Origin of the sequence: Alloscardovia theropitheci (genome assembly GCF_004332295.1) — a bacterium.
In the GTDB taxonomy this organism is placed as follows: Bacteria; Actinomycetota; Actinomycetes; order Actinomycetales; family Bifidobacteriaceae; genus Alloscardovia; species Alloscardovia theropitheci.
This window is the reverse complement of record NZ_RXLP01000023.1, coordinates 1-20,607: the sequence shown is the minus strand read 5'-3', so window position 1 is coordinate 20,607 and position 20,607 is coordinate 1. Positions and strand designations below refer to the sequence as shown.

At 43.0% G+C, this 20,607-nt stretch carries 20 protein-coding genes; 14 read left to right on the top strand and 6 right to left on the bottom strand.

The features are described from left to right. Positions 1 to 6 precede the first annotated feature (6 nt). From EJ419_RS05705 to EJ419_RS05690, 4 genes are all read right to left on the bottom strand, one after another. Positions 7 to 1,320: an MFS transporter gene (locus tag EJ419_RS05705; protein WP_131284689.1), complete on the bottom strand. Its 1,314-nt coding sequence runs from the start codon at positions 1,318 to 1,320 to the stop codon at positions 7 to 9. A 253-nt stretch (positions 1,321 to 1,573) separates the two neighbouring features. Then, positions 1,574 to 2,644, bottom strand: a complete 1,071-nt coding sequence (locus EJ419_RS05700) for a LacI family DNA-binding transcriptional regulator (RefSeq protein ID WP_131284523.1) — start codon at positions 2,642 to 2,644, stop codon at positions 1,574 to 1,576. Positions 2,645 to 2,949: 305 nt separating this feature from the next. Next, entirely contained in the window at positions 2,950 to 4,005 is a 1,056-nt protein-coding gene (gene gap / locus EJ419_RS05695) for a type I glyceraldehyde-3-phosphate dehydrogenase (protein ID WP_131284521.1), read from the bottom strand. 280 nt (positions 4,006 to 4,285) lie between these two features. Further along, positions 4,286 to 5,089 carry a thiamine diphosphokinase gene (locus EJ419_RS05690; protein WP_165496252.1) on the bottom strand — a complete coding sequence of 268 codons (804 nt, stop codon included), beginning with the start codon at positions 5,087 to 5,089 and terminating at the stop codon, positions 4,286 to 4,288. Positions 5,090 to 5,111: 22 nt separating this feature from the next. Between EJ419_RS05690 and msrA the strand changes: the two genes are divergently transcribed. Next, a complete protein-coding gene (gene msrA / locus EJ419_RS05685; RefSeq protein WP_131284517.1) occupies positions 5,112 to 6,086 on the top strand; it encodes a peptide-methionine (S)-S-oxide reductase MsrA in 975 nt (324 codons plus the stop codon). An 81-nt stretch (positions 6,087 to 6,167) separates the two neighbouring features. Here the strand turns inward: msrA and EJ419_RS05680 are convergent, their stop codons facing one another. Next, the gene (locus tag EJ419_RS05680; protein ID WP_131284515.1) at positions 6,168 to 6,974 is read right to left on the bottom strand and encodes an SGNH/GDSL hydrolase family protein; all 807 of its coding nucleotides are present in this window, start codon (positions 6,972 to 6,974) and stop codon (positions 6,168 to 6,170) included. Positions 6,975 to 7,443: 469 nt separating this feature from the next. Between EJ419_RS05680 and EJ419_RS05675 the strand changes: the two genes are divergently transcribed. The 11 genes from EJ419_RS05675 to EJ419_RS05625 all read left to right on the top strand — a co-directional run bounded on the left by EJ419_RS05675 (position 7,444) and on the right by EJ419_RS05625 (position 17,136). Further along, the gene (locus EJ419_RS05675; RefSeq protein ID WP_131284513.1) at positions 7,444 to 8,244 is read left to right on the top strand and encodes an amino acid ABC transporter ATP-binding protein; all 801 of its coding nucleotides are present in this window, start codon (positions 7,444 to 7,446) and stop codon (positions 8,242 to 8,244) included. A 62-nt stretch (positions 8,245 to 8,306) separates the two neighbouring features. Then, complete coding sequence (locus tag EJ419_RS05670; protein WP_131284511.1) at positions 8,307 to 9,191, top strand: glutamate ABC transporter substrate-binding protein; 885 nt, start codon at positions 8,307 to 8,309, stop codon at positions 9,189 to 9,191. 14 nt (positions 9,192 to 9,205) lie between these two features. Then, on the top strand, positions 9,206 to 9,895 hold the full coding sequence (locus tag EJ419_RS05665; RefSeq protein ID WP_131284509.1) for an amino acid ABC transporter permease: 690 nt from the start codon (positions 9,206 to 9,208) through the stop codon (positions 9,893 to 9,895). Then, positions 9,892 to 11,055 carry an amino acid ABC transporter permease gene (locus EJ419_RS05660; RefSeq protein WP_131284507.1) on the top strand — a complete coding sequence of 388 codons (1,164 nt, stop codon included), beginning with the start codon at positions 9,892 to 9,894 and terminating at the stop codon, positions 11,053 to 11,055. Before EJ419_RS05665 ends, EJ419_RS05660 begins: the two co-directional genes overlap by 4 nt. Before the next feature lie 294 nt (positions 11,056 to 11,349). Further along, positions 11,350 to 12,153 carry a translation initiation factor IF-3 gene (gene infC / locus EJ419_RS05655; RefSeq protein ID WP_240680353.1) on the top strand — a complete coding sequence of 268 codons (804 nt, stop codon included), beginning with the start codon at positions 11,350 to 11,352 and terminating at the stop codon, positions 12,151 to 12,153. Continuing rightward, the gene (rpmI, locus tag EJ419_RS05650) at positions 12,146 to 12,340 is read left to right on the top strand and encodes a 50S ribosomal protein L35 (RefSeq protein WP_018143830.1); all 195 of its coding nucleotides are present in this window, start codon (positions 12,146 to 12,148) and stop codon (positions 12,338 to 12,340) included. Before infC ends, rpmI begins: the two co-directional genes overlap by 8 nt. A gap of 43 nt (positions 12,341 to 12,383) precedes the next feature. Then, on the top strand, positions 12,384 to 12,767 hold the full coding sequence (rplT, locus tag EJ419_RS05645; protein ID WP_021618217.1) for a 50S ribosomal protein L20: 384 nt from the start codon (positions 12,384 to 12,386) through the stop codon (positions 12,765 to 12,767). Between the two features lie 96 nt (positions 12,768 to 12,863). After that, on the top strand, positions 12,864 to 13,850 hold the full coding sequence (gene xerD / locus EJ419_RS05640) for a site-specific tyrosine recombinase XerD (RefSeq protein ID WP_131284505.1): 987 nt from the start codon (positions 12,864 to 12,866) through the stop codon (positions 13,848 to 13,850). Positions 13,851 to 13,902: 52 nt separating this feature from the next. Next, positions 13,903 to 14,280, top strand: coding sequence for a hypothetical protein (locus tag EJ419_RS05635; RefSeq protein WP_131284503.1), 378 nt, complete (start codon positions 13,903 to 13,905; stop codon positions 14,278 to 14,280). Between the two features lie 146 nt (positions 14,281 to 14,426). Next, the gene (locus tag EJ419_RS05630; protein WP_131284501.1) at positions 14,427 to 15,506 is read left to right on the top strand and encodes a YeiH family protein; all 1,080 of its coding nucleotides are present in this window, start codon (positions 14,427 to 14,429) and stop codon (positions 15,504 to 15,506) included. Between the two features lie 280 nt (positions 15,507 to 15,786). Further along, positions 15,787 to 17,136: an ABC transporter substrate-binding protein gene (locus EJ419_RS05625; RefSeq protein ID WP_165496251.1), complete on the top strand. Its 1,350-nt coding sequence runs from the start codon at positions 15,787 to 15,789 to the stop codon at positions 17,134 to 17,136. A 428-nt stretch (positions 17,137 to 17,564) separates the two neighbouring features. Here the strand turns inward: EJ419_RS05625 and EJ419_RS05620 are convergent, their stop codons facing one another. Next, positions 17,565 to 18,587: a LacI family DNA-binding transcriptional regulator gene (locus tag EJ419_RS05620; protein WP_131284496.1), complete on the bottom strand. Its 1,023-nt coding sequence runs from the start codon at positions 18,585 to 18,587 to the stop codon at positions 17,565 to 17,567. Positions 18,588 to 18,960: 373 nt separating this feature from the next. Between EJ419_RS05620 and EJ419_RS05615 the strand changes: the two genes are divergently transcribed. Continuing rightward, on the top strand, positions 18,961 to 19,815 hold the full coding sequence (locus EJ419_RS05615) for a carbohydrate ABC transporter permease (protein ID WP_131284494.1): 855 nt from the start codon (positions 18,961 to 18,963) through the stop codon (positions 19,813 to 19,815). Beyond that, on the top strand, positions 19,815 to 20,607 hold a 793-nt coding region (locus tag EJ419_RS05610; protein WP_131284492.1), incomplete at its 3' end, for a carbohydrate ABC transporter permease. The genes EJ419_RS05615 and EJ419_RS05610, both read left to right, overlap by 1 nt.

The following is a 20,607-nucleotide window of genomic DNA, read 5'->3' as shown; positions in this document are numbered from 1 at the left end:
AGTGGTTTAAGCGTTTTGTGCTGATTCTTTCATAGCTGCTAGCTGCTTATCAGTATAGAATGGATCACCGCCAACTTCCTGATCATCCTTCTTGATGATGAAGAATCCATAGATTAATGCAATAAGAACGATGAAGGAAATAGTTAAGAATGTAGGGCGATCGCCTAAACGGTCGTGCAAAGCTCCCAGAGGAGTGGAGAATACGACTTGGCCTACCTGAGAAGCAATTTGGAATCCAACCATGTATAACGTTGCAGAAAGTTTCGTATCAAAATGCAATGTGAAGTAACGGAACACTGGGAGGATAAACAGAGGTACTTCAATCGAGTGGAAGAGTTTTACAATTGAGATGCTAATTGGATCGTGGAATACTCCACACAGTCCGATACGTGCGAACATAATGAATGCTCCCAAAAGAAGAGAGTTACGTACGCCGATTTTACGCATAATTATTGGGACTACACCCATCATTGCAGACTCGATAAATACCTGTATGCCGTTGAGAGTGGAATAAGTGCTATTACCAATTTCTTCCGTAGGGAAGAGACTTGTGTAGAAGGTTGGGAACATTTGCTGGTCAAATACGGTGTAGAAAGTATTAGTAAGCAGTGTAAATACAATCAACAGCCATAAAGTAGGCATCCCCAAAACTGAAATCATTTCTTTAAGCGAAGGATTAGTTGGTGTAGCTTGTGGATCGGATTGCTTCTTAAGCTCTTCGCGCTGTTCTGTAGGAATCCAGAAAGCATAAATAGCAAGCATTGCGAGTCCGAATACGGATCCAATCCAGAAGTTAATCAATGGGTTGACATTGAAAACGTGCCCTGCAATCAGTGCGACGATAGCGTATCCAAAAGATCCCCATGCGCGAGATTGCCCGTATTCAAAGGAGAATTTACGAGAATAACGTTCTGTAAGAGCTTCAAGAAGCGAACATCCAGCCATGAATCCAGCGGAAAGAACAACTGAACCAATGAGAGCTCCAATAAAACGAATAGTTCCACCTGCGTTGATCATTGGATAGTAAATGAACTGCACAAATGGTCCGATGAGTGCAGCTATAGCGGAAATGGCGATAGCGAGATAGCGCTTAATACCAAGCTGATCTTGAATAGCGCCATATGCAAACATGATAATGAGTGTGGCGAGGGAATTGATGGAGTAGATTTGACCGACTTCGGCGCCATTTAATCCAATAGTATTAAGCCAACGTTGGAAGAATGACCACCAGATACCCCATGAGCAGAAGAACATGAAAATTCCGAAGGAACTTTGCAAGTATGATGGATTTTTCCATGTGGCGAAACTTTTACGCACCATTGCTATCTCGATTCTTAGAACTTTATCGTTTTCGTTAGCTATGAACTGCGGTGTGCTTAATGACATCGTCGCTCATTTAGTTAACGCTTATAAAATAGCACGTCAATCGTTTGACGTCAAACGATTGACGTGTCGTGTATTAAAGCTAAGGAAGTAAATGATGTATCTACCGGATATTTCGGCTAAACCGAGATGCTAGCTGATGATAGAGATGCATCGAGTAGTGATTCAACGTTCGTGTGGCGATAAAAAACTATACGGATTCTTTTTCTATGAGAGCACATTGTATGAACACATCACCATCGTTATCAAGTGATGGCAGAGGAGCTGTGGTATCAGGTATCTCAAAATCCTGTGTATCTTTTTCCTCAATCATGCTGATAAGTTTGCATGCTGCCCAATACCCCATTTCATAGTGGGGCAATTCAATGGTCGTAAGCTGCGGAGATAGCGTTTCAGCTAATACACGGTGATTATCAACGCCGACAATGTGGATATCGCGACCAATTTCTTGGCCGAGGCGTGCTGCACAGTCATAGACATACCACGCGCGTGCATCGTTAAAGCAGAAGAATCCATCGGGATGATGTTTATCTATTAACGAATGAACCGCCTGTAAAGCGGGAGTATTATTACCTACTTGGATACATAGATTCGAATCATATTCAATGCGAGCATCTTTTAAAGCATCTTGGTAACCTTCGAAACGTAACGTTTCAGCAATCATTGGCTCATGGCATCCAATATATGCGATACGTGTGCAACCAGCATCAATAAGTCGTTTTGTGGCATCGTACCCAATACGTTTTTCGTCTGGTGCGATACCGGTGTATCGTGGAACACCCGCTATCGAAGTTTTCTTCGCAGAAGAATAATCATATGTAGAATTAACGAGCACGACAGGATATTCGCTTAAATTTTCTGGCACGCGTGAATGCCGATTAGACATTTTTGCGAGGAAAAATCCATCTACACCGTAACGTTCGAGAGCTGCTATCTCGTGACGCTCTTGTGCTTCGTTATCTGTTGAGACCGTCATAATTACATATCCATACTGGCTTGCAGCATCTTGGGCACCGCTAATCATTGCTCCCGCATAAGGCGTTGTCGCAACTTCATCACTAAGGAAACCAAGGATATGAGTTCGGCTAGTACGTAAGCTTCTTGCCATCTGATTTGGCTTATAACCCAATTGATGGGCTAGTGCACGGATATGTTCTGCTGTCTGTGTATTGACACGGCCAGAATCACGATTATTAAGGACTAGAGACACAGTGGATACGGATACTCCTGCTAAAGCGGATATTTCCTTCATTGTGGTCATATTTATAGTCCTTTACTGACAGTCTTCAAGTCAAGCACCATAGTTAAGTAATAACGATAATCATACATACTACCGTTGGGTGACTATCGCTTGTATAAATTATCACTATACTCCTGAAAAGTGTAAAACCATACGTCATCGTGATTTTGCCGTGTGATGGTAGGGATGTTTGTGAGACTAAAGTAGATTAATTCGTCCTCAACCACAGGTTTAAGAGAGTGGCGGATTCAGGCATAAGAAAAGGGCTTTCCCCATGAAGGTAAAAGCCCCGTAAGTTCGCTCTTAATCTGCGACTATATTAATTCCTACTCGTTGATCTCTGCGAAGTAGAGGAGAGTACGAATCATGTTGCAGGTGAATCCATACTCGTTATCGTAGAATGCTACGGTCTGAACGAGCTGCTTGTCACCAGCCTGGTTTACTACAGTCTGAGTTGGGTCGAAGACACCACCGTGGGTATCGCCGATAATATCAGAAGATACGATGCCATCAGCATTGTAGCCGTAGTATTCGCAGTTCTCGAAAGCTTCCTTGAATGCTGCGTTGATTTCGTCAGCAGTTACCTTCTCACGAAGCTGTGTGGTGAGCTCAGTAATAGATCCGTCTGGAACCTGTACGCGCTGTGCGTGACCCTGAAGCTTACCGTCTACAGAAGGAACTACCTTACCGATAGCCTTTGCAGCACCAGTGCTGTGAGGAATGGTGTTTACAGCAGCAGCACGGTTGTTACGACCGGTCTTGTTGCGAGGACCATCGAGAATCATCTGTGTACCAGTGTATGCGTGGATAGTAGTCATGAAACCAATCTCAATGCCGAACTTGTCATCGAGAAGCTTAACCATAGCAGCCATTGAGTTAGTGGTGCAAGAACCAGCAGATACGATTGCATCGGTTGGCTTAAGGATTTCATGGTTTACGCCATATACAACTGTAGGAGTTGTATCATCCTTAGCTGGTGCAGAAATGAGAACCTTCTTAGCACCTGCATCAAGGTGAGCCTGGGACTTTTCAGCAGAGGTGTAGAAACCGGTGCATTCGAGTACGTACTCAACGCCATCGTTCTTTACCCATGGGATATCCTTTGCATCGCGCTCTGCGTATACTGGATATTCCTTGCCATCTACAACAAGTGCAGTGTCAGTAGAGGAAATCTCATATGCAGTGCCGTCATCATGCTTGAAAGGACCCTGGCTGCTGTCATACTTGAGCAAGTATGCGAGCATGGATGGGGTAGTCAAATCGTTGATTGCTGCAACTTCGATGTCACCAGCTTCGCCGCCACGATTCTGAAGCTCGAGGATACGGCGGAAAGCAAGACGACCGATACGACCGAAACCGTTGATACCAATCTTTACTGTCATTTAATACTTCCTTATACAATGTTCCGTGACCAGTATTGAGTCACAGTAGAGGCTTATTGCCAACGTCTTTTAGTCTAATGCTCAGTGTGTACCGAATGACATCGTGGCGCGGTTAAGCGAGTTGATTTCGCTGAGAAAGTATTTGTTTATCGATATTTCTCGATGCTTATTTGATAAATATTCAATAGATAATTAGTAAAATGTAAAGCTGCGTGAAATTGTAGATTCGCTCAACTAACGCTGTATTAAAGTATCTGCAATATTAATATATCTTAGGCATCTATTGAACGGCATGACGTCCACGCTTTGAACCAGAAGATTGTTCTGAATAAAGGCGTGATGATACTTCTTGTGTAATGTTTCCAAAATCTGTGCGATTATCGACATGAAAAATAATACGTGGAGTAGGCGCCTCACTCGGGTACATGATGACAAGGCTTCCACCATCCACAGCGATAGTTACAGGAGTGTCGGGAAGGAATTCGTTGCTCAGGCCTAATGGGTCTAGATTGTTCATTTCGATATCATCTACGCCATATTTGAGACCTTCAATGCTGACATGTTTACATGTGCTGGAATAAGCGAAGATGGAAATCGGACGTTTACTCGATACATACCCACCTGGGAAAGTCATAATTGCATTAGAAATAACCGTGATGATTGTATGATCAGCGTGCAAAAAAGCTGCCCCGCCAAAAGAAGAAATTTTTGCAGCAATTTGAATATTGGCAAAACTATGGTCAACTCGTCCTCCAGAAACACCGAAGAACTCAAACTCTCGTACTCCCATCGACCACGCATATCGAACTGCCGCCATAAGGTCAGAATCGTCTTTTTCTGAGGGCAACTCAATAATCCGCGTAGCTGAATCTTCTGGCAATTCTTCGAGTAGAGAATCTTTATCCCCGATAAATGCATGAGGAGTGATGCCGAGAGAAACGACATGGTCATACCCGCCATCGGCCGCGATGACATAAGCGTCAGCAGGGATAAAAGGCATTTCATCAAAATACTGACCCGCTCCAAAAATGATTGCTCGGCGAGCTGAACGCGAAATGCTAGATTCACTACTGTTTTTTCCCATAACCTCTAATATACTTGTGCCCATGAGTAAAAACGATTCTAGTGATGTTGTATACGTAGCGGGTGGGTGCTTTTGGGGAATGGAGGAGTACTTTAGGAAAGTTTCAGGGGTACTCTCTATGCGTGTCGGATACGCAAATTCAAGAGTTGATAATCCAAGCTATCAAGAAGTATGTTCAGGTGAAACAGATGCGGTAGAAGCACTAGAAATTACTTTTGATCCAACAAAGGTCTCTTTACGAGTACTAACGCTGCTGTTTTTGGACGTTATTGACCCGTGGAGTAAAGATCGTCAGGGTAATGATACTGGTCGTCAATATCGTACAGGCTTATATCTTTCAGGCGATGATGAGCATCAGAAAATGCAACGTGAGATTTTCGAGACTGCTATTGATCAATTGGAACGTAGAGAGCAGCGTGATTGTGCTGTAGAAATTGAACAGATTCATAATTTCTATGAAGCAGAAGACTATCATCAAGATTACTTAATTAAGAATCCTGAAGGGTACTGCCATATTTCTGTGCAAGCGATGCTTCGCGTACCACAACGACAAAAATATATTGAACGCATATGGCAGCTCAGCAATTTAAGTTATCAAGTAACGCAGAATGCTGAGACCGAAAGACCTTTTGCAAATACGTATGACCAGAAATTTGAACCCGGAATTTATGTTGATATCGTTAGTAGAAAGCCGCTATTCGTGTCAACTACTAAATTCGATGCAGGTTGTGGATGGCCATCGTTTAGCAGACCAATTAACAACGATGATGTCGTAGAGGTCATGGACTATTCGTTGTTTGGTCGACCTCGTGTTGAAGTGCGTGCAAAAGATAGCGGTATACATTTAGGACACGTGTTCACTGATGGGCCTAAGGATTTGGGAGGACTGCGCTATTGTATGAATTCCGCTTCTCTAGAATTTATTCCTATAGAAAAGATGGAAGAAGAGGGATACTCTGATCTCGTTCCTCTCGTTTTAGAAGACAAAAAGGAATAACAAAACTCTGTATGATTATCAATGATTTGTGCCGTATACACCAAATGCATATACGGCACAAACTATTGATAAACGTGTCATTTAATGAGCTACCTGAGTATGAGCAGCTGCGTATTGACCCATAATACGATAACCGAACTTATTAGGATGGAAGTTATCTGACGCATAAAAACGATCAAGTACAGTAGATATATCAGCTTGTGTCATATCAATGTATTGGACATTCTTGCTCGCGCAGAGCTCTTGCGTTGCCTTAATAAACTTGAGTTCGTGGTGATATAAGACGGTGTGAAGATGCTTGCCAAGCGCTGGAATAGTGTAGAACTGAGCTGGTCCAAGCACAATAATCTGATGGGCAATTTCGCGTGCATTGTCAAGAACTACACGTAAATCATTGACATATTCTTGTGGGTCACGCTGAGCCATAACATCATTCGAAGCAGCGCAAATATAAAGTACGTCAAGTTTTGAATTGGATTGTTCTTGTGCTGCGAGAAGTTCAGGTAATAAACGATAACGCACACGACGCATAGTAGCACCCAGTTTGCCGTATGTAGCCCACGTTACATCGCGCTCGTAAAAAGAGCTTAACTCTTGTGCAATGCGCGGTGCAAAGCCATCCTTCTGATCTGTGGTACCGCATGCAACAGTGAGGGAATCGCCAATCATTGCAATGTGAAGAGCAGGGAAGAGTGGACTAATTTCTTGCTCGTTATGCTCAGGTGAGGTGTATGTAATAGTGCCACTTCGATCTCCGCGAGGTTCTTGTGCAAGTTCGATATGACTTTTAGCCCAAAAAGCCTCTATATTAGCAAGGAATTTCGTGAATATCCCATAAGAGGAAGAGGGATGATACGTTGAGCGAGAGGAATGAAATGAGTCAGACATATTGTTATTGTCTGTGTAAACTGGGACAACTCTCAATATGCGAATTATAAGGATGATGCTGTTTTCGTAGATACTGAATGCATTGAGGGCCTATGGTGAAAGCAATTTTCTATGGATTCATATGACTCTGTATGAATCCATTTAGTGAAAGTAGAGGCTCACGCCTATGATTGAATACTCATCTCAAATTGTGTTATGTATTATGGCAATTTTTTTAAGGCTGTGTGCTGTATGATGCATATCCGGAATACGAGTAAACACACGATTCTTTGAGATAAAAATAGACAATAATTATTCGTATACAGCGGAATTCATCACAATCTATGAGAATCTGCGATTATTGCGAATGAAACATTTACGTTACATAAGTTCACAGTTCACTAACAACTGAAGGTTAAACTACCTCGCATGAGCTATAGCTCATTATTATGAGCGAGCAAGTACAAGAAAATGAAGATGGGGAGGATGTATGGCTACAGAAATCCACAACAGCGTACATATTCACAGAAGTGTGCACGTCGGTGACAACATCGAAAATCCGCTTGTAGAACTGAGCCACGTAGAAAAGCACTACGGTGATTTGCACGTACTCAAGAATATTAATTTGAAGGTTGGTAAAGGACAAGTTATGGTTGTCCTTGGCCCATCTGGTTCAGGTAAGTCAACCATGTGCCGCACTATTAATCGTTTGGAAACAATCGATTCAGGTGTAATTCGTATTGATGGTGAAGTCCTTCCTGAAGAAGGTCGAGATTTGGCGAATCTTCGTGCTGAAGTTGGAATGGTGTTCCAGCAATTTAATCTTTTTGCAAATAAAACCATTTTGCAAAATGTAACTCTCGCTCCTATGCGTGTTCGCCACATGTCTAAGCGCGATGCCGAGGATGAAGCTATGGAATTGCTCGCACGCGTTGGTGTCGATTCTCAGGCTTCTAAAATGCCATCACAGCTTTCTGGTGGTCAGCAGCAGCGTGTAGCAATTGCGCGAGCTCTGGCTATGCATCCAAAGGTAATGCTTTTTGATGAGCCAACTTCTGCTCTTGATCCTGAAATGGTTAATGAAGTTCTCGATACCATGACTCAGCTTGCGCATGAGGGAATGACTATGATTTGCGTTACCCACGAAATGGGCTTCGCTCGTCAAGTTGCAGACAATATCGTATTTATGGCTGACGGCAAGATTCTTGAAGCGGGTGCTCCTGAGCAATTCTTTGAAAATCCTGAAACTGACCGTGCTAAGGACTTCTTGTCCAAGATTCTCAAGCACTAATCATTCGATTGAGTTCTAACTCTGTTGATGTGATAAACAATAAAGAATGAGTGGGAGAGAAAATGAAGAAAATCATAACACGACTGATTGCAACGGCAGTTGCGGCAGTGAGCGTTGTGTCATTGGCTGCTTGCAGCTCGACAAGTGCAACAGACAGTGATCATAAAATTACAATCGGAATTAAGTTTGATCAGCCTGGTGTGGGTTTTAAAAAGGGCGGCACGTACACAGGTTTTGATGTTTCGGTAGCTCGTTATATCGCGCACGAATTGGGATACAAGGATTACGAAATCGTCTGGCGAGAAGCTCCATCGAAGCAACGTGAAGCGATGCTTCAAAATCGAGATGTTGATATGATTCTTGCATCATACTCAATTACAGACGATCGTAAGAAAACTGTTGATTTTGCTGGCCCATACTTGGTCGCTGGGCAGGATTTACTTGTTCGTTCTGATAATACGACTATTAACGGTCCGGAAGATCTTGATGGAAAGCGTTTGTGCTCAGTAACTGGTTCCACATCGGCTGTCGTCATTAAGGAACGTTATTCCAATAAAGTACAGCTTATGGAACAACCTAGCTATGCGGAATGTGCCACTGCATTGTTCTCAGGAATTGTTGATGCTGTAACGACTGACAACATTATTCTTGCTGGTTTAGCATCAAACTCTCGAGGACGCCTCAAGCTTGTTGGTAAGCCATTCACTCAGGAATACTATGGAGTCGGCCTCCACAAGGGCGACTATGAGCTAGCTAAAAAGATTAATGCGGCTATCAATAAGATGGTGAGCACGGGTGACTGGGAACAAGCCATCGAAGATAACACGTCTGGTACTGGTTTTACACCTGATACACAATACAATCCACCGTTTGCAAATCAAGGCGAATCTGCTCAATCGGTAGAATTCGCACGAAGCACCGAAGAATCTTCGGATTCGAAGAATTAGGAAAGGGGAGGGTCATGACACAAAATTTTAATGAATTCCTTCAGCTTTTCCAGCAATACGACATTCTGGGGGCTTTCTGGGTAAATATAGAACTTACCTTCTGGGCTGCAGTTATTGCTGTTGTGCTAGGCGTGATTCTTATCATGATGCGCATTAGTCCAATTTCATCCCTTCGTGGGTTTGCTGCTGGATACTGTGAGTTCTTTAAGAACATGCCTCTGACAATCATTATGGTTTTCATGGTTTTAGGTATTTTCGGTCAGCTGAAGATTAGCTTCTCAGATACTTTTACTATTAACTTCTTCTGGCTGGCTGTAACGGGCTTAGGCGTATACACAGCTGCATTCGTATGCGAATCATTGCGAAGCGGTATTAATACGATTCCTGTTGGTCAGGCAGAGGCATCGCGTGCTCTAGGCTTGAGCTTTATGCAATCAGCTACGCAAATTATTTTGCCTCAGGCGATTCGAGGTGCAGTTGCTCCTTTGGGTAATACGCTTATTGCACTTCTCAAGAACTCCACAGTAGCTGCTGCGGCATCTGTAGCAACGGAGACCTCTAGCTTAATGAGCACGATGATTGAATTCCATTCCGAGCACATTATTGGTATCTTCCTTATTTTTGCAATTGGTTATGTGATTCTCATCATTCCAATTGGCTTGCTGACTACATTCCTGTCTAATCGATTGGCGGTACGTCGATGAAAAACAAAGATATGTCTACACAGTTACTCTTTGATGAACCAGGTCCAAAGGGTAAGCGCATTATTCGCGTTATGAATGTGATTGCAGCGATACTTATCGCCGCGGTTGCTATTGTCGTACTCGTTCGGTTATACAATCCGCCACAAGGCGAAAATCAGTTGTCATGGCAGCTGTGGAAGCCAGCGTTAGATTTAGAGGCATGGACTGATTTCTATCTTCCAGGTCTTGGGCTTACCTTAGGTGCTGCTTTGGCGGGTATAGTCGGATCTTTGATTTTTGGTTTGGTTTTTGGTATTTTGCGTCTTTTGCCAAATCCATATATTCGATTTATAGCTGCAATTATTGTTGAATTCTGTCGCGCTGTTCCAGTGCTTATTATGATGGTATTCTTTTGGCGCTGGTTTGCAGGTATGGGAATTCAGCATTCGTCCTACTATGCAGTTGTTCTTGCATTGATTTTGTATAACGGTTCGGTTATTGCTGAACTTGTACGCTCAGGTGTGGGAAATCTTCCAAAGGGACAGCGTGAAGCATCTTTAGCACTTGGTCTTACACGTACCGAATCATTGATGCAAGTCGAAGTTCCGCAGGCTATCTTTGCTATGATGCCGGCTACGGTTACACAGCTTGTTGTAGCCCTCAAGGATACAGCACTGGGATCAATTATTCTGTATACAGATTTGTTACAGGAATCGCGCCGCCTGGGATCGATGTATTTCAATATCTTGCAAACGCTTGCTGTATCTGCAGTTATTTACTTTGTTATCTGCTGGATTGCGTCGCGCATTGCTGAAGCTATGCCAGCATGGATGGCAAATCGTACGTCTGGACCTGTGGAAGAAGAGGTTGTGCCACCAATTGCAGTTATGGATGCAACAAACCGTAACCAGATTAAGGCAGCAAAGACACCACGTCCATTCGGTGGTGCTGAGCCTGTATATCCGGACCATTTCCACGGTTCGCATGCTCATCATGAAAATTGGACACATCATCACTACATTGAGCAGCAAGAACTTGAGCATCCACATGATTATCCTCAAGAGATTCGCAATGAGATTATGAAGACTATGCATCTTCGTGTCAAACCACGTGGCAATAATCCTCAGAGTGGATCTGGAGACAAGAAATCTGAGAAAGGTAGTGGCGAGCCTCAAAAATAGGCCCAGAAATACGCTCAGAAACAATAGGATGATGCGATAGTTATTTTGATAGAGCGGAACTTAGTCCCGAACGAAATTATTGTCCATCATAATCAAAACTAATGTGGTGTATGTTCTTTCGAAGAAACATGCACCACATTGTCATAGCATATGGTAATATTAACAAGGCTTGAGAAATCAAGAAAGTGGAATTTCCCACCTGGAAGTTTTTTATGACTTCGGGTTCAGACTTAGGTCACCGTTAATAAGTGCCTATAAGTGTATGTATTTGAATGGATATATACGTGTACATTTATGTGTCATGTATGTTCCGCAAGATATGTGCCGCATTTATCGACGAATGGCAGGAGTCTCTGGGATGTACCCACGCATAGTTTTACGAATGGAGACATCATTACAGAACCACGTATTAACGATGAGATTCGTACGCCACAACTGCGCCTGATTGGCCCAAAGGGCGAACAGGTAGGCGTTATTGCTACATCCGTAGCTCTTAATCTTGCTCGTGAAGCAAATTTGGACTTGGTTGAGGTAGCGCCTAATGCGCAGCCACCAGTGGCTAAGCTCATCGACTATGGTAAGTACAAGTACAACGAAAAGATTAAGGCTCGTGAAGCACGCCGAAACCAAAGCACTGCAGAGGTTAAGGAAATTCGCTTCCGACTTAAGATTGATGACCATGATTTTGAGGTAAAGAAGGGTCATGTTACACGATTCCTCAATGGTGGCGATAAAGTTAAGGTCACTATTATGCTTCGTGGACGTGAACAGTCTCGCCCTGTCGGTGGTGTAGAACTTCTCCAGCGCTTAGCTGAGGAAGTTGAAGAATTCGGCTCCGTCGAATCACAGCCACGCCAGGATGGCCGCAATATCATTATGGTGCTCGCACCAAAAGGCAAGAAAGTTCAGACACAGTCTGAGCAGCGCCGTCGTGGTGCAGAGTCTCGTGCAGAGCGTCAAGCCCGTCAAGCCGCTCGTCTGAACGCTAAGCGCGAAGCTCAAGCAGCAGCTGCAGAAGCTGAAAGCAAGGTATCAGACGCAACTGCGAACAAGACTTCTTCCCAGAAGACGACAAGCAAGGAGGGCAGCAATGCCTAAGATGAAAAGTAACTCCGCTGCATCTAAGCGAATCCGTGTAACCGGTTCCGGCAAGCTCATGCAGGCAGGTTCCGCAATGCGCCACAACTTGGAGCACAAGAGCGCACGTAAGCGTCGTGCTTTGAAGGCTGACCAGGTACTCGCACCAGCACAGAGCAAGAAGCTCAAGAATATGCTCGCTAAGTAAGCGCGCGCTGGATTAGGATTTTTTAGAAAGCAGAGGAAATACTATGGCACGTGTAAAGCGCGCAGTTAATGCTCATAAGAAGCGTCGTGTTGTTCTCGAACGCGCTAGCGGTTACCGCGGTCAGCGTTCTCGCCTTTATCGCAAGGCTAAGGAACAGCTCCTTCACTCCTTTAATTACAATTTCCGTGACCGTAAGGCACGTAAGGGTGATTTCCGCAAGTTGTGGATTACTCGTATCAACGTAGCAGTACGCGCAGAAGGTATCACTTATAATCGCTTTATCCAAGGTCTTCGCCTTGCTGGCATCGAGCTCGATCGCCGTGCTTTGGCTGAGCTCGCTGTAAGCGATGCTGAAACCTTCAAGGCAATTGTGGAGCAGGCAAAGGCAGCTCTTCCAGCTGACGTTAATGCTCCAGTTGAGGCTTAAAACAGTTTTTTAAGCATAACTTGGCTTAACCTATAGAGCAATAAAATGAACCTCCGTTCGCTATTTGTGGACGGAGGTTTTGTGTACAGTAGACATATGTCGAATTCACATGAGGTAGGAGTGGAAGATTTGTCGTCGGTTTCGCATGATACGAACAATACGAACAAAGTAAGTGCGTTTGATGGGCATATTGAGCAATTCCTCGTTTATATCGAAGTTGAACGCGGCTTATCTGCTGCCACAGTAGCGGCCTATGAATCTGACATACGACGATATGCGCAATGGTGTGTGTCTCGTGCAATTAATGACGTGAAAGATATTACCACCCAAGATGTTGAACAATTTGTGGTTTCTATGCATTCTATGAGCGCGCGTAGCATTGCTAGGCGTCTTGCTTCTATTCATGAATTTCATAAATTCCTTGTATCACAAGGCGAGCTGTCCGACGATGTATCTGAAACTATAAAACCGCCGAAAATTGGTGAGGAATTACCTGATGCACTTACTATTGACGAGGTTTCGCGGTTGATTGCGGCATGTGGAGATGATACGGAAACAGATCCCGTACGAATTAGAGACCGAGCTCTTTTAGAATTCATGTATGCATCAGCTGCTCGTGTATCTGAAGTAGTGGGAGCAAATATATCCGATATCGATTTGGATACTCGTGTGGCGCGAATCATTGGAAAAGGTGATAAGCAACGTCTTGTGCCACTTGGATCTTATGCGTGCAGTGCGCTGCAACGATATCTTGATAGTGCCCGAATGAAGCTCGCGGAAAAATCAAAAACCGGCCTGGAAATGCGTGCGATTTTCCTTAATAAGCGAGGTAAAAGACTCTCGAGGCAAAGTGTGTGGGAAATTGTTAAAAAATATGCACAAGCTGCAGGTATTGATAAAGAAATTCATCCCCATACCTTACGTCATTCGTGCGCGACTCATTTGATTCAAGGCGGAGCAGACGTACGAACAGTTCAAGAATTGCTGGGGCATGCATCCGTAACGACCACGCAGATTTATACGCATGTGTCTCCTCAGGCATTGATTGAAAGTTATATTTTATCGCATCCAAGAGCGAAGTAGGATTTTGCTCAAGTTTTGCAACAATGAGATGTAAAACCAGAAGCATGAGACTATGATATATTTAATTACTTTTGTGAAGGCGCAAGGTTTCGTTGGAACAATTGATGAGTTGGAAATCGGGATGAATAAACCACGAGGAGGATGGGAACTGATGACAACCGAAAATTGGCAAGGTTTGGAATATGCATGTTTAGGGCAACTGGGTGCGGGCGCTATCTTACAAGTAGCACTCTTCGTCTATCCACGGGCGAATATATGGTCTTATATACTCGCAGGGTACCTTTTAGTATTCGGTACATGTGGGGCTATTCTTGGTGGATGTATGCGAACTCAAACGAATAGAATAATTGCAATTACTTTAGCAATTCTTGCTGGTATTGTTATTCTTTGTGCGTGTATTTTGATTTATGGTTATGAGCAGTACTTTTAATTCAGAACTTTGCTAACTATAAGTTCGATAATATAGTTCGTACTTGCTCGAAGAGATGCTGTATAGTAACCCGATTGAGTTTTTATCCAGAGAAGTTTGATTATAGATAGAGCTCAAGGTTCACGCTATCCGATATAACTGAACTTATGCAAACATTGACTCACAAAATTACTCAATTACTTCCAGGAATTCTTATCAGCTGTGCTATAGGCGTTATCGCTTGGGGGCTTGGAAGGCTTGTTCCTGTAATTGGTGGGCCGATTTTTGCGATAATTATCGGTATGATTATCGCTCTGTGGTGGAAAGACAAGGGCAAGGCTACACCGGGCATATCATTCACTTCTAAGTATATTCTTCAGACAGCTGTCGTACTTCTGGGATTTGGTCTTGATCTTGGGGTCATTGCTGCAACAGGATGGCAATCGTTACCAATTATTATCGTAACGATTTCGACAGCTCTGCTCTTAGGATGGGCGATGAAGTATGTGTTGAACATGTCTTCACGTGTGGCGACTTTAGTTGCTGTAGGATCTTCAATTTGTGGTGGATCAGCTATTGCGGCTACAGCGCCGGTTATTGATGCAGATGACGAGGAAGTAGCGCAATCGATTTCAGTTATTTTTCTTTTTAATGTGATAGCTGCACTGCTTTTCCCAGTACTAGGGCATGCATTGGGTATGAGTACTACAAGGGGGGAAGCATTTGGCATTTTTTCGGGAACAGCTGTCAACGATACGTCTTCAGTAACGGCGGCGGCTTCAACATGGGATACCATGTGGAATCTTGGCTCCGCAACTTTGGACAAGGCTGTGACTGTGAAGCTCACTCGTACATTAGCGATTATCCCAATTACTCTCGTACTCAGCATTATTACTGCGCGTGCGCACACACAATTATCTCGTGAATCCTTCAATATCGGTTCGAATAATGAAGCTTCAACTCACTTTTCTCTTAAGCGTGCATTTCCCCAATTCATTGCATGGTTTGTGCTCGCATCGCTTATCACTACTGTTGCTATTCGTTTCGGAGTATCAGCTAGCTCATTTAACCTACTGAAAGAACTTTCTAAATTCTTTATTATTATGGCAATGTCAGCGATTGGACTTAATAGTAACGTGGTCAAACTCATTAAGACAGCGGGAAAGCCATTAGCGTTAGGTGCTGTGTGTTGGATTGGGATAACGGTTATGAGTCTTATTATGATGCATTCTATGCGGCTGCTTTAGGGAGCCTTAGCGACTGATATCGTTATATGCTTCATAAGATAAAGTCGTTAATCTCGTATTAGCGAACGATTGCATATTCTTGAGCGTGTCTCATTTTTGAAGTAGCAATGAGTATACAAAACCCTTGAAAAATGGCGATTCTTACAAAGAAACTTGCAAGAATTTGTCTATTTTTTAGAGAAAACTATTGACATCGTTTGCAAAAATAAAAAGATTGATGCATAATTGAGCTATCCGATTAACGGTGACATTTTTCATGGAAGATTAATGTGATGCGTGAATGCGCATCAGGGGAGGTTCGACGATGAATCGAATTGCGAAGTCAACCATAGCGTTAACTGCTGTAGTTGCGATGTCATTTAGTGCTCTGGCAGCTTGCTCTAATTCAAGCTCAAGCGATAATGGTAAAGGAAAGGTATACTTCCTGAACTTTAAGCCAGAAAATGCAGATCAGTGGCAAGAATTGGCAAAAGCATACACCAAAGAAACTGGTGTAGAAGTTAAAGTTCAAAATGCTGCTTCAGGTTCGTATGAGCAGACTCTTAAGTCAGAAATTGCTAAGACCGATGCTCCTACATTGTTCCAAATTAACGGACCTGTTGGTTATCAGAACTGGAAGAATTACACGGCTGATTTATCAAAGTCATATATTTACGATCAGCTTACTGATAAGAGCATGGCTTTGAAGGATGGTGACAAGGTTGTAGGCGTTCCATATGTAACAGAAACATATGGCTTGATTTATAACAAGGACATTCTGAACAAGTATTTTGCTCTTTCTGATGCTGCTGTGAAGTCAACAGAAGAAATTAATAGCTTTGATAAGCTCAAGGCAGTTGCTGATGGCATCCAAAAGCATAAGGATGAACTTGGAGTCGATGGTGCATTTACATCTGCAGGTTTCGATTCAAGCTCCGATTGGCGTTTCAAGACTCACCTTGCAAATTTGCCATTATTCTACGAATTCAAGGCAGATAAGATTACCTCTCAGCCAGAAACGATTAAGGGCTCATATCTCGATAATTACAAGAAGATTTTCGACTTGTACATTACAGACTCCACAACTCCTCGTACGCAGCTTAGCTCTAAGACTGGTGATGATGCTAATTCTGAGTTTGCGCTTGGAAAGGCAGCTTTCTATCAAAATGGTACATGGGCTTGGTCTGATTTGAGCAAGGCAGGAATGAGTGCTGATACTGTAGGAATGCTCCCAATTTATATCGGTGCTAAGGGCGAAGAAAAGCAAGGTCTTGCTACTGGTTCTGAAAATTACTGGTGCATTAACTCCAAGGCATCTGAGAAGGATCAAAAGGCTACTGAAGACTTCTTGAAGTGGGTTACAAGCTCTGATCAGGGTAAGAAGTCCCTCTCTCAAGATATGGGCTTCACTGTGCCATTCAAGAACTTCGAAGATATCAAGTCTGAGAATCCATTGGTTCAGGCAGCTGTTGACGATGTCAAGGCTGGGCATGAAGTAGTTTCTTGGAACTTTACCATGATGCCTTCTGAGACATGGAAGAATAATCTCGGAAATGCATTGCTCGAATACGCACAAGGAACAGGTGAATGGTCTGCTGTAAAGACGGCATTCGTTGACGGTTGGAAGACCGAATACGACGCTTCTCACTAAAGAATTATCTGAAGTAAATCACCTTAATTCATCATATAACCGAATACGATAAGGGTACTGGATTGGATCAATCCGGTACCCTTATTTTGTTTGTGGGGCAGTAGCGCCAGCTGGTGGTTGCGAGTGGAAAGAAAGTTTGAGGAGAAGTGGTCTTTACGCACCTTTTTGGGTAAAATGGGACGCTATTACGTTGCAAGGAGTGAAATTAAGTGATCAGAATGACCACTTTTGCCTAAAAGGTTTAATAAATAATATTCGTTTTCTGAATTTCCGTATGATACTTGTTCTTTGGGCTTAGATACGTCTGGAAAATAACTCATTGATGTATTAGTATTTCTATCAAACGTTCGCATGATAAAAGGGACAGCAGCTCAATAAAAGCGTGCTGTCCCTTAACTTGTTGCTAGTAGGCTCTTGCTTACGGTATGTTACTCAATGCGTGGTCGAGATGTTGATGAACGGATAACTAGTTCAGCATCCTCAATCATAAATGGGTTTTCTACAGGCTCAGAATTGATAAAATTAAGAACCATATGAGCTGCTTTATGCCCGAGGTCCACAGGATTTTGACGGATCGTTGTCAAGCCTAAATCAGAAGCATAGAAACCATCATCAAAGCCAATCATCGAGATATCGGTAGGAATGCGGATGCCACTGCGCTCTAACTGAAACGTCAAAGGGATAGCAAGGCCATCTTCCTGACATGCAATAGCAGTGGGGAGAGTATCCATACTTAAGATGCGCGAGGCGACATCACTAATTTGGTAATGTCCATCTTCTGAAACTTTGCATGATAAATGCTGAACCTTCGCGCCATGTTCTTCGCAGTAACGCAGGAATGAATTGATACGTGTTTGCACTGAGAAATGAAGAGTCACTTCTCTGTAGGTACTTATATACACAATATTCTTATGACCTAGTTGGAGCAGATGCCTTGCGGCAAGCTCGGAACCGTGAATGTCATCGATATTAATAGCCCCTGTAAAACCAAAATCGTGTGCGTTGTCGGCATTGATTCCAATTACAGGAATTCCAATGGAACTCAATTGATCAACTTCATCATGTTCAATTCCAAATGATGCAACGACTACGGCATCTGCGTTGCGACGGAGCGGCAAATTTTTGAAGAACTCTTTGCGCTCATTCTCGCTTGAAATTTGGAATACGGATATGTCATAGCCTTCTTGATGGAGGACTTCATTGAGTCCTTCGAAGAGGGATGAAATAAACCACAAATTCATACTGCCACTCATCAAGAGAGCGACTCGTAATGATTTCCCCGATTTTAATGCTGCAGCTGAACGTGAGAGGGAAAAGTGAAGCTCAGAAGCAACTTGGAGAATTTTTTCGCGAGTTTTGTGGGATACTAAATCAGGTCGCGTAAAAGCGCGCGAGACTGTAGACGGTGATACCCCTGCCGATTCGGCAACATCCTGAATGGTTGTACCCATACCAACCTCCTTGTTTATACAATTATTCTATCAGGAAAATTCGCTCTTTTTACAATCGTTTGCAAAAAAGTAGAGAAATTTTTTGCAAATTGTGCATAAGTTTCGATACTTAAAATCGTTGCGATAATTGAGATTTCTGTATCTTGACTTCATGTTATGCAGAAAAAATGATAGAAATTGCACAAAAATTCAACACGAAAATGATAACGTTTGACATAATCTGTATAAAGGTTCTATGATGAAAGCATAACGCAGCGAGGCATAGAGCAACTCACGAAGCAGTGTTCCGCCAAAGGGCATAAAGCCAAGTAAATTACCGATGTCGAGCGCGTATTGGATTCACGAGGTAGTGTGTCGAAGGAGGCAGCCAAAGATGATTGACATGGCTGGTAAAGCGATACGAAAGTGGTGGGCGCTATTTGCGTTGCCAACGTTTGCTGCTTTTGTTATTGGCTTTTTAATCCCATTTATCATGGGTGTTTATTTAAGTTTTTGCGAATTCACAACGGTGACTGATGGTCAGCCGGTAGGTTTGAAGAATTACCAAAGAGCGCTAGCAGATCCCCAATTCTTGCATGCTCTTGGGTTCTCGACAGCTTTTACTATTGTTACGACAATTGTTATTAATGTCGTAGCATTTGCTATCGCATATTTGCTCACACGAGCTATTCGCGGTTCTTCTCTCTATCGTTCAGCATTGTTTATGCCAAATCTTATTGGTGGTATCGTCCTCGGTTATATTTGGTTGCTCTTGCTTAATGGTATCTTGGCTCACTGGGGTCGAGCATTAACGTATTCAGCAACATACGGATTCTGGGGATTGGTTGTCGTTGTATGCTGGCAGCAAATCGGTTATATGATGATTATCTATATAGCTGGACTACAGTCCCTTCCTAGCGACGTACTTGAGGCTGCAGCCGTCGATGGCGCAAATGGACGACAGATTATGTTCCGCATTATTATTCCATTAATGATGCCTTCCATTACTGTGTGCTCATTCTTAACAGTCACAAATGGTTTCAAGCTTTACGATCAGAACTTAGCACTGACCAATGGTGCTCCAAGCTACATGTCAGAAGGTCTTGCGATGAATATTACCCGAACGTTCTATGGACGAATGGGATGGGAAGGCGTTGGACAAGCAAAAGCAGTGCTCTTCTTTATACTCGTTGCAGCTATCGCATTAATTCAAAATAAGCTCACCACAAGCAAAGAGGTGCAGGCATAATGAATGAATCAAATAACAAAATTAAGCATGGTGGTCTCTGGTCCGTATTTTTTGCGGTTCTTAGTCTACTGTGGATTTTTCCGATAGTTTTAGTACTGATTAATTCTTTTAAGCAGAAAGCGTATATCTCAGCAAACGCATTCTCTTTGCCAATCGGTAAAGCCTTCGTTGGACTTGATAATTACACGCGAGGTGTAGAACTCACACAGTTTGGATCATCGTTCGGCTGGACAGTATTTATTACTGTGGGAGCCGTGGCATTGATTATATTGTGCACTTCTATGTGCGCATGGTGGATTGTTCGCGTAAATAATTGGGCAGCGAAACTGCTTTATACCTTGTTCCTGTTTAACATGATTGTTCCATTCCAGATGGTGATGTTTACATTGTCTAAATTAGCTGACATGTTAAAACTCAATACCCCATGGGGATTATGGATAGTCTACCTCGGCTTTGGAGCGGGTCTAGCGGTATTCATCTTTACGGGTGTTATCAAGGGTATTCCTAAGTCTCTTGAAGAATCCGCAATGCTTGATGGCGCCTCAGTTCCACGTACATTCTTCCAGATTGTCGTTCCGATTATGAAACCGTCTATTATTTCGGTCGCTATTTTGGAAGCAATGTGGATTTGGAATGATTACCTTCTTCCATACTTAACGCTTGATTTAGGAAAGTACAAGACTATTTCGGTAGCAGTACAGTATCTTAAGGGCGGTTACGGTTCAATCGATATGGGTGCAATGATGGCATGTCTTGTCCTTGCAATTATCCCAATTATCGTTTTCTATCTCG